This is a genomic window from Streptomyces sp. NPDC001889 (genome assembly GCF_053594535.1).
Genome location: NZ_JBSFER010000030.1, coordinates 90,969 through 105,845 on the forward strand (window position 1 = coordinate 90,969; position 14,877 = coordinate 105,845).

The following is a 14,877-nucleotide window of genomic DNA, read 5'->3' on the forward strand; positions in this document are numbered from 1 at the left end:
GGTTCGAGAGGCTTCCCAATGGCCGACCACGCAACCCACGACGCCCAAGCCCGGGCAAGTCTGCACTTGTTGGTGAGGGACATCGAGCGGGTCCGCCGGCAGGTGGACGCACTGCGCACGCTCACCGCCCAGCTGGGCAATGTCTACCGCCCGCGCCGCTCCGGTCCCTCGACCGGCTTCGTCGTCTACGGCAGGGCACCCGCTCCGACGGTGCGTCTCGCGCAGGAGTTGCGGGACAGCGTCGAGACGCTGGTGACGGCGGCGGTGGACTTCGACCGCTCACTGGGGTTCTCGTGGGACGCGGTGGGGTCGGCGCTCGGGGTCACCAAGCAGGCGGTGCACCGGCGGTACGGGGCGCGGCGGGCGGCCCAGCAGGGGGTGCCGCCGGAGGACCGGGTCCCGGAGCCCGCGGTCACCCGGACGCTGCCCGTCCCCGGGCTTCCGGCGTCGGTGCCGGCCGCGCGGGCCATGCCCCCGCAGCCCCTCCGCGACGACTCCCGCCCGGGAGCCTTCCCGGGCCCCCGCAACGGCTGACCCACCCCGCCGGGCCGGGTGCGCCCAGAGGAGCCGGACCGGCTCCGGGCGCACCACCCCCGCGGAACACGGCCCCGCGCCCCGGGGTCCGTCCTGGAACTCCCCCAGAGCTGCCGCTGGGAGGTGCCCCCGGACGGGCTGGGACAGGCCAGGCCCGGGCCGGGCCGGACTGCTCAGCCGATGTCCGAGGGGTCGATCCTGATCCGGACCTGCTCCCCCCCGCCCTTCGCCAACCTCCCCGCCTGCGCCGACTTCAGCGCCCCGGCCAGCGCCGCCCCACTCCCCGGAGGCACCCGCAGCAGCAGGCGCTCCCAGACCTCCCCCACCGGCGGGTCCCCCGGCCTGCGCGGGCGGCCCGGGGGTGGCTGCGGCAGCGGGACCGGGCCCAGGACCTCCGCGTCGGCCGGCAGCTCCACCGCCGCCATGAACGCGCCGATCACCTCGGCCCGCCCGGTCACCGCCGCCATCCGCGACACGGGCGGGAACCCCAGCTCGGCCCGGTCCGCCAGCTCGCGCCGGGCATGCCCCGCCGGGTCCCAGCGGACCAGTGCCTGCACGGGCCGCAGCGTGGGCTCGGCGACCACGACCACCGTGCCGCCGTCCTCCTGCCCCCGCACCAGCGCCGCCGCGTCGATCCAGCGCCTCAGCGCGTCCTCCCCGGCACGGAGATCGGGCCGGGTGAGCATCGCCCAGCCGTCCAGGAGCAGCGCCGCCGCGTACCCGCCCTCGGCGACGGGTTCCGCGCCGGGGGTGCTCACCACCAGCGCGGGGCGGTCCGGGACCGCGTCCAGCACATGGTCCCGGCCGGAGGTGCGCACGGGGACGGCGGGGAACGCCCGCCCCAGCTCCTCCGCCGTGCGCCGCGCCCCCACGACCCGGGCCCTCAGTCTCGTACCGCCGCATGCGGCACAGTGCCAGTCCAGCGCGCCCTGACCGCACCACCGGCAGGTGAGGTCGCGCTCGTCGGGCGCCTCCAGCGGGCCCGAGCAGTGCCGGCAGCGGGCCGGGGCGCGGCAGCGCTCGCAGGAGAGGCGGGGGACATAGCCGCGCCGGGGCACCTGGACCAGGACGGGCCCGCTCCTGAGGCCGTCCCGGACGACCTGCCAGGCGATGCTGGGGAGCCGTGCGGCACGGGCCGCCTCGTCGCGGGCGAGGTCGCCGTCGCCGACGGTGCGCACCAGGGGGGCAGCGCGGCGCACCTGCTCGCGGTCGGCGGCCAGGGGCAGCGCCCAGCCGCTCTCGACGAGCTGGGCCGCCTCCACGGTGCAGCTGGTGCTGCCGAGCAGAAAGGCGCACTGCTCGTGGGCGGCACGGAGTTCGAGAACCTCACGGACATGAGGAAATGGCGCGTTCTCATCGCTGTGGCTGGAGTCGCCGTCGTCCCAGACGGCGACGAGCCCGAGATCCCGTACGGGAGCGAACATCGCCGAGCGGGTCCCGATGACGGCCCGCACGGAGCCCCTGCTCACAGCGAGCCACTGCCGGTAGCGCTTCTCGGGCCCGGACTCGGCGGTGAGCAGGGCGTGGTGCCCGGCGCCGAGGAGCGCGGTGAGCGCGGCGTCGACCCGGGAGGCCCGGCGGCCGTCGGGCACCACCACGAGCGCTCCCCGCCCGGAGGCGAGGGTGGCGGCGACCGCGCGGGCCAGTTCGTCGGGCCACTCGGGTCCGGGGAGCGCGGTCCACACGGCCCTGGGTGCCCCCCCGCCCGCCAGCGCCGACACCAAAGCGGGGCCCCTGCCGTACCGCGCCCAGCCGCCGGGCTCGGGCACGGCCGGCGGCGGGAGCGGCTCGGGCGAGGGCTTGGACTCGGCCCGGCCGTTCCGCGGCGGGATGGCGAGCTGGAGCACATCGGCGAGCGATCCGGCGTACCGGTCGGCGACGGCGCGGGCGAGCGCCAGCATCCGGGGGCCGAGGACCGGCTCGGGCGAGACGACATAGGCGAGGGCGGCGAGGGCTCCGCCGTAGTCCGAGTCGGCGCGCCGCTCGACGAGGAACCCGTCGATCAGGCCGCCCCCTTCCCGGCGCCCCTCCCGCACCCGGTGCCCCCCGGCCCCGAACCGCACCCGCACCCGCACCCCGGGCTGCGCGTCGGCGTCGAGCTCCTCGGGCACGGCGTAGTCGAAGTACTGGTCGAGGTGGAGCACCCCTTTGTTGACCACCACCCGCGCCACCGGCAGCTCCTTGGCCAGCGCGGCCCCCCGCCAGGTCCGCGGCTTGGCCTTGGGCACCTTGGCCCGGCGCACGCTCTCCCGGATGAGCGCAAGCTGCTCGGGCCCACCGGCGGCGGGCTCATCGGGCTGCTGATTGTCGCTGCTCACAGCCAAATTCCTACCAGACCCCACTGACAAGCCGCCGAGGCCGGCTCGACCACTCGTTCTCCCACGTTACCGGCCCGCCCGGCGGTGCCTCCTTCACGAAGCAGGCGCCCGGAATCCGTCGGCCTCCGAACCGGAAACAGGAAACGCACGGACCGCCTTGCCCCCGCTGTCCGACCGCGCCCAATCTGGCTCGGGGCGCCGAACGGCCACAGAGCCGGGGCGCGACACTCATCACGGGAGTTCATGTGCTGGAACAGCCGTCCGCATTCGGGAGTGAACTGCGCCGGGCCCGGTTGGCCGCGGGTCTGTCCCTGACTCAGCTGGCCTCGCTCGTCCACTACAGCAAGGCACAACTCAGCAAGGTGGAGACGGGCCGCAAACGCCCCACCGAGGAGCTGGCCCGCCTGTGTGACGCACGACTGCGGACCGGCGGCAGACTCCTGGAGTTCCTGCCCGACCGCGCCGCGGGCTCCGTGGAGCCGCCGAGGCGCCGGAGCCTGGTGACCGCGGGCGCCGCCACCGTGCTGGCGATGGCGCCACTGGCCGGTCGCGACCATCCGCCCGGCGCCGAGGACGGCACTCTGCTGGAGGTGTCCCGTGCCCTGTTCGATCAATTCAGGCGGCTGGGCCAGACCGCACCGCCGGCCGCGGTGCTGCCCGCTCTGGCGGAACAGACCCGTGCGCTGCGCACCCTGTCCGCCCGGAGCGGACCTCGCACGGGAAAGGGCCTGCTCGCTCTCTCCGCGCACTACGCGGAGTTCGCCGGCTGGATGGCGCAGGAGGCCGGTGCCGAGGAGACGGCCCTGAGCTGGACCGACCAGGCCGTGGAGCTGGCAGCCGCCTGTGGGGACTCACAGCTGGCGTCCTACTCGCTCGTACGCCGTGGACTCATGGCCTACTACGCCGGGGACGGGGCCGAGACGATCGCCCTCGCCCGGGCGGCCCAGTCGGGCAGGGCGTCGGCACGCGTCCGCGGCCTCGCCGCGCAGCGCGAAGCCCAGGGCCATGCGCTCCTGGGCCACTACAGCGCTTGCATGCACAACCTTGACCGCGCCCGGGAGTTCCTGGACCGCGATGCCCGTGAGTCCGATGGTCCGACGCTGGGTACGACCAACCTCATCGACCCGGTGTCGATGACCACCGGCTGGTCCCTGCTCGACCTCGGCCGACCCCGCGAGGCAGCACAGGCGCTGGGGCGGGAACTCTCCCGTGTCGCGGAGGCAGCCCTTCGCACCCGGGCCAGGTACGGGACCCGACAGGCTCTCGCCCACGCTCTCGCCGGTGAGATCGATCAGGCATGCGCGCTGATCACCGATTTGCTCGGGACGGCGTACACCGTGAGTTCCGCGACTATCGCCCTCGATCTTCGGCGCCTTGCCCGCGCACTGGCACGCCATCGCACCCATCCAGCCGTCCGCGAACTGTCCCCGCTGCTCGCTTTCGCACTCGCCCCCGCCACACCGTCGCAGTAGTCCGGGAGAGGACAGTCATGGCCGAGATCTTCATCAATTACCGAACCGGCGACGGAGAGGACTCCGCCGTCGCCATCGAGGGTTACCTGAGCGAGCGCTTCGGAACGCAGCGTGTCTTTCGCGCTTCCAAGTCGATTCAGCTGGGTGATCTCTTCGACGAAGAACTGCTCAAGGGGGTTCGGCGCAGCTCCGTACTGCTGGCGGTGATCGGCGGCAAGTGGACCGGTTTTCCCCAGTTGCAGAGGGCCGACGATTGGGTGCGCAGGGAAATCCAGGAGGCTTTCCGCTGCTCCATCCCCGTCGTACCGGTCCTGGTGGGGCGCACAACCAGGCGGCTGAGCCCCGATGACCTCCCCCGTGGGCTGGGACGGCTGGCGCGCTGCCAGTCGATCAGGTTCGACACGCAGAACACCCAGTACGGCCTGCTGGCGCTCGGGGACAGACTCGCCCTGATGACCCCGGAACTGGCTGAGGCGGAGAAGGCGGGAGCCGTCTCGCTTCCCGCCGCGTCCGAATCCGTGCGGAACTCCGTCTCCGGGGATGCCCACGACGGGGTCATCCAGGCGGGAAACGTCTCGGGGGACTTGGGAGGCACCGTCATCAAGAACGCTCACGGTCCGCTGCACACAGGGAGTGGTGCTCAGCATCTGCCCCACTTCACCGGTGACGGGGCCCAGTACATCGCCGGTGATCACCACGGCAGGCAGAAGTTCGTCCGGGAGCGCCGACGCGAAGACGGCGCTCAATGACCGCCCAGGCACGGACGCTCATCGACTCCCTGGGCGGTTTCACCCATACCGGTACGGGCCCGCAGATCATCCTGGGCGGGCTGGCGGCGGACTCCCGGGGCCGGCCGCCGCGAGCCGTCGCGGAGGACGAGATCCACTGGCTCCAAAGGCACTTCGTCCAGCCCGACGGTTTCGCCGAAGCGCTGCTCACACTGGAGCGACGCCGAACGGTACTGATCAATGGGAGCCCGGGAGACGGACGGATCTCGGCCGCGCGCGTGCTGCTGGTCCAGTTGCGCAATGGGGGCAGCGGGCTTCAGGAGGTCTTCCTCGACAGGGAGGAGGATTCCGATCTTCTGCTGAACCCGGGAACGGTCCCGGACAACGGGCGACTACTGCTCGATCTCTCCCTCGCGGACGACGCCACATGGGAGAACGTGCTGACAGAGCTCTCCTCCTTCCGTCATGCGGTCAACGACCGGAACGCGGGACTGGTGGTGGTCCTGCCGCGGAGGAAGGACAGAAGCCTGCCACCTGCTCTCCTCGATCTGCACCACGCCATCTCCCGTCCTGGGGGCATGGAGCTCGACATCGTCAAGCGCCACCTCAGGATCGCCGGTCTGGACCCTCTCGCGGCTGAGGACTCTCCCGCCGAAGTGACGGACTTCCTCTTGAGCACACCACCGCTCACCCAGGTCGCCGCCTTCGCGCAGTATCTGTGCCTGGCAGCGGAACGGGGCGGTTCGTTTCAGGATTGGTGCTCGCGTGCGCTCGATGGTGTGGTGCGGCAGCGTCGGGAACCGGGCGTCCAACTCCACACGGTCCGCAGAAGCACCCCCCGCGCCCTGCTGGTGGCCACCGCCATGCTGCACGAGGCCAGGTCCGACACAGTCCATCGCGCGGCGGTGCTGCTGCTCGACAAGAAGGGCTCGTCCCAGGAGGCGCGAGAGCTTCTGGAGCACCGCCCGCTCTCCGATCGGTTGAACCGGATCGCAGCCGAGATCGACGACAACAACCGCGTGCGGTTCAAGTCCCTTGGTGCCGATGACGCCGTACGTCTGCACATCTGGCGAGATCTGCCGGATCTCCACGGCCATCTGCGGTCCTGGGTGGGAGAGACCGTGTACCGGCTCGACCTGACCCAGTCCGAGCAGGACGATCTCATCCGCCGGTTCGCCGAGCAGTCTCTGAGGGTCCGCAGACCGCATGATCTGCTCGGACTCGCGGAGATTTGGTCCCGACGGCCGTCCGCGGGGGATGCCGTGCTGCGGGCATCGGCCCATGCGCTCAAGCACGGACTGAACAGCAGAGAATTCGGCTGGGTGTTCCGGCGCCGCATCTATGAGTGGTCGAAGACCTCGCTGTCGGCGCGACAGCGCCGGGTTCTGGTGGATGTCTGTGTCGCCGACCTCGCCTTCCGCCATCCCGACTCGGCGATGGTACGTCTGCACCATCTGGCCCGGAGAGAGGAGGCGTCCAGCCTGGCCCGCGATGCCCTGACGAGACTGGTCGGCGGTGACCGGAGACTGCTGCGGCGCATGCTGGACCGGCTGGCGGGCGCGAACCACTGGTCCGCGGACCGGGACATCTTCCTCGCCCTGTCCGCGCCCGGCCCGCTGACCGCGCCGGGAGACCGCCGCGGCCCCTTGATCGGCGACCGAACGGTGAGTGGCCGGCTGGTGCTGTGCTGGACCGCTGTGTTCAGCGAGCGCCCGGCAGCGGTGTGGGCCACCGCGGTGCGGGAGTGGCTGCGTATGGCGTGTGTCCGACCGCAGGCGTCAGATCCGCTGCTGAACACTCTGGTGGAGGCCTGTGAAGGCAGAGGCGACCGGCTGGGGCGCCTCTACGGTCTCGCCCGGGAATGGGCGAGCGCCCGGCCGCTGCCCGACGGTGCCGCCGACGCCCTTCCCGCGCTGCTCTTCGAGAAGATCCGTAACTCCCAGCGCACCCGCTTCGGCTCCCTCCGGGAGGAAACAGCGCCATGAGCTCGGGACAGAAGACCATGCTGGTGTTTCTCACCCTGATCGGAGGCTTGCTGCTCACCATTCTCGGCCTCCACTGGCACTGGCCGTTCTGGGCCTGGTCCGTCGCCGGAATTCTCCTGGTGACGGCTCCTGTCGCCGCGGTGTCCTTGGCCGAGCGGAACAGGGACCCCTTTCCCGTGGCCCTGTTGCGGGAGCCCGATCTGCCGGTACCTCCGGTTGAACGCCGTGAACTGCGGATTACCGAGGTGGCCCTGCCCAGCAGTGCGGAGGACTACGACTTTCTCTTCTCGGCCACCGTCCGCTGGTGCCCCGTGCCGGCACCGGGCGGGGCCCCGCCGATCCATGCCTGCGGGCTGGCCGTCGATTCCATCCTGGAACGGGCACGAGCCATCACCTCCACACGCGAGCCCGGCCGGGCCTCGCTGGTCCAGCACGAGCTGGACGGTGAGCTGGCCACCATGTGCGCGGATTCGACCAGTCGTGTCCAGGCAATGGCGCTGGATGTCGCACTCACCCTCGCGGACGAGGACAGGGAGAGGCTCGCCAAGCTGGCAGCCGTCCGTAAGGACGAAGCCGTCTGGGAACACGAACGGAAGTACGAGCAGAGCAGACGGGCGTATCTGGGTGAGGATGTGCTGAAGGACACGAGCAGTGCGGTCGTGTGGTGGCTCCACCGCAATGACGACCGCATCGACAGGACGGTGAAGGATCTCGGTCTGCTGGCGCAGCTCACCTCCGTCGCCAATGACGAGGACGTCATGGACCGGCTACAGCACCTGGTGGCGCCGGAGAGGAACGACGACCCGCCTGCGGGGGCTCCTGCCGACCCCGCGGACGCCGACTCTCCCCTCGATCCCTCGGCTCGTCGCGACGAGCCTCCGCCGGCGAACGACCTCGCCTTCGCCTTCTCCCGCTTCCTGCGGGACACAGGGCTCTCCCCGGAGTCCCCCGAGACCATCCTCCTCGCCGAGTACGTGGCCCAGACCATGAACCATCACGACGAGGACCAGGCAGCGGGACTCAAGGAGCGCTTCGGGTCGCCACGCCCGCAGGCTTCTCCACCAGAGCAGGAGACGGACGCACCAGCACCCCCGGAATCGCCCCTCCCGCCCTTCTGACCCGCCCGGGGCAAAAGCTTCGGCACCCCGGACAGGGGTGCCGAAGCCCGCTTCGTGTGGTCGAGCCGGGGGCTACTGGCCGACAGCCGCGCGGAGGGCGTCGACGCGGTCGGTGCGCTCCCAGGTGAAGTCGGGCAGCTCGCGGCCGAAGTGACCGTAGGCGGCGGTCTGGGCGTAAATGGGACGGAGCAGGTCGAGGTCGCGGATGATGGCCGCGGGGCGGAGGTCGAAGACCTCGGCGATGGCCTGCTCGATGCGCTCGGTGTCGACGGTCGCGGTGCCGAAGGTCTCGACGAAGAGGCCGACGGGCTCGGCCTTGCCGATGGCGTAGGCGACCTGGACCTCGCAGCGGGCGGCGAGGCCGGCGGCGACGACGTTCTTGGCGACCCAGCGCATGGCGTAGGCGGCGGAGCGGTCGACCTTGGAGGGGTCCTTGCCGGAGAAGGCGCCGCCGCCGTGGCGGGCCATGCCGCCGTAGGTGTCGATGATGATCTTGCGGCCGGTGAGGCCGGCGTCACCCATGGGGCCGCCGATCTCGAAGCGCCCGGTCGGGTTCACCAGGAGGCGGTAGCCCTCGGTGTCGAGCTTGATGCCGTCCTCGATGAGCTGGGTCAGGACGTGTTCCACGACGAACTCGCGGATGTCGGGTGCGAGCAGGGAGTCCAGGTCGATGTCCGAGGCGTGCTGCGAGGAGACGACCACGGTGTCCAGGCGGACGGCCTTGTCCCCGTCGTACTCGATGGTGACCTGGGTCTTGCCGTCGGGACGGAGGTAGGGGATGGTGCCGTTCTTGCGGACCTCGGAGAGCCGGCGGGAGAGCCGGTGCGCGAGGTGGATCGGCAGCGGCATCAGCTCGGGGGTCTCGTCGCAGGCGTAGCCGAACATCAGGCCCTGGTCGCCGGCGCCCTGCTTGTCCAGCTCGTCGCCCTCGTCCCTCTGGGAGGCACCCTCGACGCGCTTCTCGTACGCCGTGTCCACACCCTGGGCGATGTCGGGGGACTGAGCGCCGATGGAGACCGAGACGCCGCAGGACGCGCCGTCGAATCCCTTCTTCGACGAGTCGTAGCCGATGTCCAGGATCTTGTTGCGTACGAGCGTGGGAATGTCGGCGTAGGCCTTGGTGGTCACCTCGCCGGCCACATGGACCAGGCCGGTGGTGATCAGGGTCTCCACGGCGACGCGGGAGGTGGGGTCCTCCCGCAGGAGTGCGTCGAGAATGGTGTCGCTGATCTGGTCGGCGATCTTGTCGGGGTGACCCTCGGTCACGGACTCCGAAGTGAAGAGACGGCGGGACACATCGCTCCCTGGGGTTGCAGCGGCTGCTGGCTGATCATTGGCGGACCGGCAGGGGGCTGCGCCCCGCGACGTTCCATGGCCAGTTTATCCGCCGCCCCCCGGCTGCGAACCACCCGTCTCGCCAGGTGGCGGCGAATGGCCGTCGAGCGACGGTTGTAGCGAGAATCGGCCAATCACCCTTCCGGCGGGCCATGGAGGGCGCCGAACAGGGCGACAGGCCGAAAACTCGTGGTTGCGGTGGCGCCCCGGGACTGATGTGTCACGTGGTGTGCGACACACGGAATTCATGGGAGCCGGGGCAGCACCAGGTCCCACACGGTGTCCGCGAGAGCTTCCTTGGGGCCGTACGGCACCGGGGTCTCCCCGCCGTCCGCCGCGAGCACCACGGCCTCGTTCTCCTCGGAGCCGAAGGTCCTGCGCTCCCCCACCTCATTGACGACCAGCAGATCACAGCCCTTGCGGCGGAGTTTCTCGCGGCCATTGGCCAGGACGTTCTCGGTCTCGGCGGCGAAGCCCACAATCACCTGACCGGCCCGGGGCCGTTCGGCGGACACCTCGGCGAGGATGTCGGGGTTGCGGACCAGGGCGATCGGCGCGGGCTCCTGGCCGTCCTTCTTCTTGATCTTGCCCGTGGCGTATTCGGCGGGGCGGAAATCGGCCACGGCGGCGGCCATCACCACCACATCGGCCTCCCCCGCCGCCTTGAGCACGGCTTCCCGCAACTGGACCGCCGTACCGACATGAATCACATCGATCCCGGCGGGGTCCGGCAGCTGGGTGTTGGCCTCGATCAGAGTGACCCGGGCGCCCCGGGCCGCCGCCGTCCGGGCGAGGGCGTACCCCTGTTTGCCGGAGGAACGGTTGCCCAGGTAGCGGACCGGGTCCAGCGGCTCACGGGTGCCGCCCGCGCTGATGAGGACATGGCGGCCGGCCAGATCGGGGGCGACGGGCCCCCGGGCCAGCACCCCGCGGCAGAGCTCGAAGATCTCCCCGGGGTCCGGGAGCCGCCCCTTGCCGGTGTCCACGCCCGTGAGCCGGCCGACGGCGGGCTCGATCACCACGGCGCCGCGCCGGCGCAGGGTCGCGACATTCTCCTGGGTGGCGGGGTGCTCCCACATCTCGGTGTGCATCGCGGGCGCGAAGACCACGGGGCAGCGGGCGGTGAGGAGGGTGTTGGTCAGCAGGTCGTCCGCGAGGCCGTGGGCGGCCTTGGCGAGCAGATCCGCGGTGGCGGGGGCCACGACCACCAGATCCGCGCCCTGCCCGATGCGCACATGCGGAACCTCATGGACGTCGGACCAGACCTCGGTGGAGACAGGATGGCCGGAAAGCGCCGACCAGGTCGCCGCCCCGACGAAGTTCAGGGCCGAATCGGTCGGCACGACCCGTACATCATGGCCGGATTCCGTCAGCCGTCGGAGCAGTTCGCACGCCTTGTAGGCGGCGATACCCCCGCTGACCCCCAGAACGATCTTCGGCTTGTCCACTGTGTCTCCCCGCACTCGGCCGGCTCTGTCCCCGGAACAACCATCAGACACCACAGGCCCGGCGGACATCCCGCCGGGCCTGTGGTCATTCGAGCTGATACCGCGTGCTTACTGGGCCGGGCCCTCGATGGCCTCGGAGGTCAGCAGACCCGCGTTGATCTCACGCAGGGCGATCGACAGCGGCTTCTCGTGGACGTGGGTGTCAACGAGCGGACCGACGTACTCAAGCAGGCCCTCACCGAGCTGCGAGTAGTACGCGTTGATCTGACGCGCGCGCTTCGCCGCGTAGATCACGAGGCTGTACTTGGAGTCCGTGGCCTCAAGCAGCTCGTCGATCGGCGGGTTGATGATGCCCTCGGGCGCGGTAATGGAAGAGGACACGCTCTACCTTCCGAAGAATGGGAAAAGACCGAACGGTGTGAAGATCCTCCTGGAGTCAGCCCCCAGAAGATCCCGGGAGGTCACTCCCCGGAAGACACCATCATCAAGGCTAGCAGCTCGCGCGACACGTCCTCGACGGAGGTGTTGACCAGCGTCGTGTCGAATTCCGACTCCGAGGCCAGCTCCACCTTGGCGACGGTCAGCCGGCGCTCGATGACCTCGGCCGATTCGGTGCCCCGCCCGGTGAGCCGGCGGACCAGCTCGTCCCAGCTCGGCGGGGCGAGAAAGACCAGCCGGGACTCCGGCATGGCTTCCTTGACCTGCCGGGCGCCCTGAAGATCGATCTCCAGGAGCACGGGCTCCCCCGCCTCCAGGCGGTCCAGGACCGCCCGCCGAGGGGTGCCATAGCGGTTGCCCGCGAATTCGGCCCACTCCAGGAGCTCGCCGTTGGCGATCAGCTTGTCGAATTCATCGTCCGAGACGAAGAAATACTGAACACCGTCACGCTCGCCGGGGCGCGGCCTTCTGGTGGTTGCCGACACCGAGAGCCAGACCTCTGGGTGGACCTTGCGCATATGCGCGACGACCGTGCTCTTGCCGACCCCGGAGGGGCCGGAGAGCACGGTCAGCCGCGGACGTACCTCTGCTGCCATGCAGCGATTATCCAGGTTCCCGAGGGTGCCCGGGAACGTCAGGCGGGGCCACCGCCGAACTCGCGCTCCAAAGACGCGATCTGATTGGAGCCGAGACCGCGCACTCGGCGGCTCTCGGAAATGCCGAGCCGCTCCATGATCTGCTTGGCGCGGACCTTGCCCACGCCGGGCAGGGACTCAAGGAGGGCGGAGACCTTCATCTTGCCGATGACGTCGTTCTCCTGACCCTGCTTGATGACCTCATGGAGCGAGGCGCCGGAGTGCTTGAGTCGATTTTTGACCTCGGCCCGCTCCCGGCGAGCCGCGGCGGCCTTTTCGAGCGCGGCTGCGCGCTGTTCAGGGGTAAGGGGCGGAAGAGCCACGCCTACGTCACCTCGGATGTCGAACTGTCGGATACGGACCGGTGAGGAACCTAGTCGCCCCACACCAGGCGAGCAACGAGCAACGCAGTGCACGTTCGCTCTTCGACGGAGACTAGCGGCCATCACCGCTCCAGTCAGCGAGAACAAGCGAAAAGTCCTGGTCAGCATCGACCGACCAGGACTTTTCCGACATTAGGGCTGTGATTTAGGCCAAGATTCTGTCAAGAGGGCTGGTACACGTGTTTTACCGGTGGTCGCTGCGCGGTTCCACCAGGGAGGCGGCCTGCCCTCTTACGCCCCTGTCGCTCCCGATACCGCCGCTCTGACCTCGTCCGCGAACCGTTCGGCCGACGCCCTCAGCGCCGCCGTGTCCGGCCCGTGGCGCAGCACGCCCCGGCTGACACTCGGCACCACATGGCCGACCGCCGCGCCGAAGACGCCCGGCAGATCGGCGGGCGTCGCGCCCTGGGCCCCGATGCCCGGGGCGAGCAGCGGACCGTTGATGTCCAGATCCACCCCGGCGTCGCCGAGGGTGGCGCCGACCACCGCGCCCACGGAGCCCAGCGGCCGGGCGTCCGCGTTCTCGGCCGCCATGTGGTCGAGCATCACCTGTGCCAGCGAGCGCCCGTCGGCCGCGGTGGCGCGCTGGACCTCGGCGCCCTCCGGGTTGGAGGTCAGCGCCAGCACGAAGACGCCGGCACCGGCCGCCGAGGCCGCGTCGAGCGCCGGGCGCAGGGAGCCGAAGCCGAGGTACGGCGAGACGGTCACCGCGTCCGAGAAGAGAGGGGACGCCGGGTCCAGATAGGTCGCGGCGTAGGCGGCCATCGTGGAGCCGATGTCACCGCGCTTGGCGTCCATCAGGACCAGCGCGCCCGCCGCCCTGGCCTCCGCCACGGCCTTCTCCAGCACGGCGACGCCGCGCGAGCCGAACCGTTCGAAGAACGCCGACTGCGGCTTGAGGACGGCGACCCGGTCCGCCAGCGCCTCCACGGTCGTACGGGTGAACCGTTCCAGGCCCGCGACATCGTCGTCGAGGCCCCAGGCGGCCAGCAGGGAGGCGTGCGGGTCGATGCCGACGCAGAGCGGACCCCGGGTGTCCATGGCCGTCCGCAGACGGGTTCCGAAGGGAATCACGCGGCGGACTCCTTGCCGGCGGGGTCGGTCGTCGAGGAGTCGGGCGCGGAGGGGGCGGCCTGCGCGGGACGCGCCGGGCCGGTCTGCGCGGGCGTGCCCGGGCGGACGGCGGCGCCGACGGCCTCGGCGAGAGTGGCGTACTGACTGGCGGCGAGACGGGCGGCGAGACCCCGGTGGATCGCGCGGCTCCAGAACGGGCCCTCGTAAATGAAGGCGCTGTACCCCTGGATCAGGGTCGCCCCCGCGAGAATCCGCTGCCAGGCGTCCTCGGCGTTCTCGATGCCACCGACCCCGACGAGGGTGATCCGGTCGCCCACACGGGCGTACAGCCGCCGCAGAACGGCGAGGGAGCGCTCCTTGAGGGGCGCGCCGGAGAGCCCGCCCGTCTCCGCCGTCAGCGACGGCGGCGATTCCAGCCCCTCGCGGCCGATGGTGGTGTTGGTGGCGATGATGCCGTCCAGCCCCAGTTCCACGGCCAGGTCGGCGACCGCGTCGATGTCCTCGTCGGCGAGGTCCGGCGCGATCTTGACCAGCAGGGGGACGCGCCGGGTGGTCACGGTGCGGTCGGCGGCCTCGCGCACGGCGGTCAGCAGCGGGCGCAGGGACTCCGTCGCCTGGAGATTGCGCAGCCCGGGCGTGTTCGGCGAGGAGACATTCACCACAAGGTAGTCGGCGTGTCGGGCCAGCCGCTCGGTGGAGGTGACGTAGTCGGCGACGGCCTCCGCCTCCGGTACGACCTTGGTCTTGCCGATGTTGACGCCGACGACGCTCCGGAACACCGGGCGGCGCCCGGCGAGCCGCTGGGCGACCGCCGACGATCCCTCGTTGTTGAAGCCCATGCGGTTGATCAGCGCCCGGTCGGGAAGCAGCCGGAAGAGGCGCTTCCTGGGGTTGCCGGGCTGGGCGAGGGCGGTGACCGTGCCGATCTCGACGTGGTCGAAGCCGAGCATGGCCATGCCGTCGATCGCCACGGCGTTCTTGTCGAAGCCGGCCGCGAGTCCGAAGGGGCCGTGCATCCGCAGCCCGAGCGCCTCGGTCCGCAGCTCCTTGTGCCGGGGCGCGAGCACGGCGGCGGCGAAGGTGCGCAGTACGGGGACGCGCGCGGCGAGACGAATCCAGCGGACCGCCAGGTGGTGGGCCCGCTCGGGGTCCATCCACCGGAAGACGAGGTTGAAGAACAGCTTGTACATGAGTGGTGTCCTCATCAGGAGGGGGACACCGTTTCCGGTGTCCCCCTTCATGATCGCTAGTCGCGGGCCGCGGTGAGGTGCTGTGCGTGTTCCTGGAGGGAACGGACACCGACATCGCCCCGGTTGAGTGCGTCGATGCCTTGGACGGCGGCGGCGAGGGCTTGGACGGTGGTGAGGCAGGGGACGGAGCGGGCGACGGCGGCGGTGCGGATGTCGTAG

13 protein-coding genes are annotated in these 14,877 nt (G+C 70.8%); 5 read left to right on the forward strand and 8 right to left on the reverse strand.

The window, feature by feature from the left end; translation table 11 throughout:
• Nucleotides 1-18: 18 nt before the first annotated feature.
• Nucleotides 19-534, forward strand: coding sequence for a hypothetical protein (locus tag ACWCRA_RS30475; protein ID WP_351556091.1), 516 nt, complete (start codon nucleotides 19-21; stop codon nucleotides 532-534).
• Between the two features lie 173 nt (nucleotides 535-707).
• On the opposite strand, the gene ACWCRA_RS30480 is transcribed toward ACWCRA_RS30475, so the two are convergent.
• Nucleotides 708-2,852, reverse strand: coding sequence for a primosomal protein N' (locus ACWCRA_RS30480; RefSeq protein ID WP_351556088.1), 2,145 nt, complete (start codon nucleotides 2,850-2,852; stop codon nucleotides 708-710).
• A gap of 245 nt (nucleotides 2,853-3,097) precedes the next feature.
• Between ACWCRA_RS30480 and ACWCRA_RS30485 the strand changes: the two genes are divergently transcribed.
• From ACWCRA_RS30485 to ACWCRA_RS30500, 4 genes are read left to right on the forward strand one after another with little or no spacing between them, the layout of a single operon-like run.
• Entirely contained in the window at nucleotides 3,098-4,324 is a 1,227-nt protein-coding gene (locus tag ACWCRA_RS30485; protein WP_351556086.1) for a helix-turn-helix transcriptional regulator, read from the forward strand.
• 17 nt (nucleotides 4,325-4,341) lie between these two features.
• The gene (locus tag ACWCRA_RS30490; RefSeq protein WP_351556083.1) at nucleotides 4,342-5,073 is read left to right on the forward strand and encodes a toll/interleukin-1 receptor domain-containing protein; all 732 of its coding nucleotides are present in this window, start codon (nucleotides 4,342-4,344) and stop codon (nucleotides 5,071-5,073) included.
• A complete protein-coding gene (locus tag ACWCRA_RS30495) occupies nucleotides 5,070-7,037 on the forward strand; it encodes a hypothetical protein (protein ID WP_451069115.1) in 1,968 nt (655 codons plus the stop codon). The genes ACWCRA_RS30490 and ACWCRA_RS30495 overlap by 4 nt, the downstream gene beginning before the upstream one ends.
• The gene (locus ACWCRA_RS30500) at nucleotides 7,034-8,155 is read left to right on the forward strand and encodes a hypothetical protein (protein ID WP_351556077.1); all 1,122 of its coding nucleotides are present in this window, start codon (nucleotides 7,034-7,036) and stop codon (nucleotides 8,153-8,155) included. The genes ACWCRA_RS30495 and ACWCRA_RS30500 overlap by 4 nt, the downstream gene beginning before the upstream one ends.
• A 72-nt stretch (nucleotides 8,156-8,227) precedes the next feature.
• Here ACWCRA_RS30500 and metK read toward each other — a convergent pair whose 3' ends face one another.
• The 7 genes from metK to ACWCRA_RS30535 form a co-directional block, all read right to left on the reverse strand.
• Complete coding sequence (metK, locus tag ACWCRA_RS30505; protein ID WP_351556074.1) at nucleotides 8,228-9,451, reverse strand: methionine adenosyltransferase; 1,224 nt, start codon at nucleotides 9,449-9,451, stop codon at nucleotides 8,228-8,230.
• A gap of 284 nt (nucleotides 9,452-9,735) precedes the next feature.
• Nucleotides 9,736-10,938, reverse strand: a complete 1,203-nt coding sequence (coaBC, locus tag ACWCRA_RS30510) for a bifunctional phosphopantothenoylcysteine decarboxylase/phosphopantothenate--cysteine ligase CoaBC (RefSeq protein WP_451069116.1) — start codon at nucleotides 10,936-10,938, stop codon at nucleotides 9,736-9,738.
• A gap of 108 nt (nucleotides 10,939-11,046) precedes the next feature.
• The gene (rpoZ, locus tag ACWCRA_RS30515; protein ID WP_005319902.1) at nucleotides 11,047-11,319 is read right to left on the reverse strand and encodes a DNA-directed RNA polymerase subunit omega; all 273 of its coding nucleotides are present in this window, start codon (nucleotides 11,317-11,319) and stop codon (nucleotides 11,047-11,049) included.
• 80 nt (nucleotides 11,320-11,399) lie between these two features.
• Nucleotides 11,400-11,972, reverse strand: coding sequence for a guanylate kinase (gmk, locus tag ACWCRA_RS30520; protein WP_351556068.1), 573 nt, complete (start codon nucleotides 11,970-11,972; stop codon nucleotides 11,400-11,402).
• A 38-nt stretch (nucleotides 11,973-12,010) separates the two neighbouring features.
• A complete protein-coding gene (locus tag ACWCRA_RS30525) occupies nucleotides 12,011-12,334 on the reverse strand; it encodes an integration host factor (protein WP_003956414.1) in 324 nt (107 codons plus the stop codon).
• 291 nt (nucleotides 12,335-12,625) lie between these two features.
• Entirely contained in the window at nucleotides 12,626-13,468 is an 843-nt protein-coding gene (pyrF, locus tag ACWCRA_RS30530) for an orotidine-5'-phosphate decarboxylase (protein ID WP_351556065.1), read from the reverse strand.
• On the reverse strand, nucleotides 13,465-14,658 hold the full coding sequence (locus ACWCRA_RS30535; protein WP_451069117.1) for a quinone-dependent dihydroorotate dehydrogenase: 1,194 nt from the start codon (nucleotides 14,656-14,658) through the stop codon (nucleotides 13,465-13,467). Before ACWCRA_RS30535 ends, pyrF begins: the two co-directional genes overlap by 4 nt.
• Nucleotides 14,659-14,877: the final 219 nt, after the last annotated feature.

Bases quoted from the DNA above. Each gene is read 5' to 3' on its own strand.
- ACWCRA_RS30490 (WP_351556083.1), top strand. From the start codon at position 4,342: ATGGCCGAGATCTTCATCAATTACCGAACCGGCGACGGAGAGGACTCC.
- gmk (WP_351556068.1), bottom strand. From the start codon at position 11,972: ATGGCAGCAGAGGTACGTCCGCGGCTGACCGTGCTCTCCGGCCCCTCC.
- ACWCRA_RS30495 (WP_451069115.1), top strand. From the start codon at position 5,070: ATGACCGCCCAGGCACGGACGCTCATCGACTCCCTGGGCGGTTTCACC.
- ACWCRA_RS30475 (WP_351556091.1), top strand. From the start codon at position 19: ATGGCCGACCACGCAACCCACGACGCCCAAGCCCGGGCAAGTCTGCAC.
- ACWCRA_RS30500 (WP_351556077.1), top strand. From the start codon at position 7,034: ATGAGCTCGGGACAGAAGACCATGCTGGTGTTTCTCACCCTGATCGGA.
- ACWCRA_RS30535 (WP_451069117.1), bottom strand. From the start codon at position 14,658: ATGTACAAGCTGTTCTTCAACCTCGTCTTCCGGTGGATGGACCCCGAG.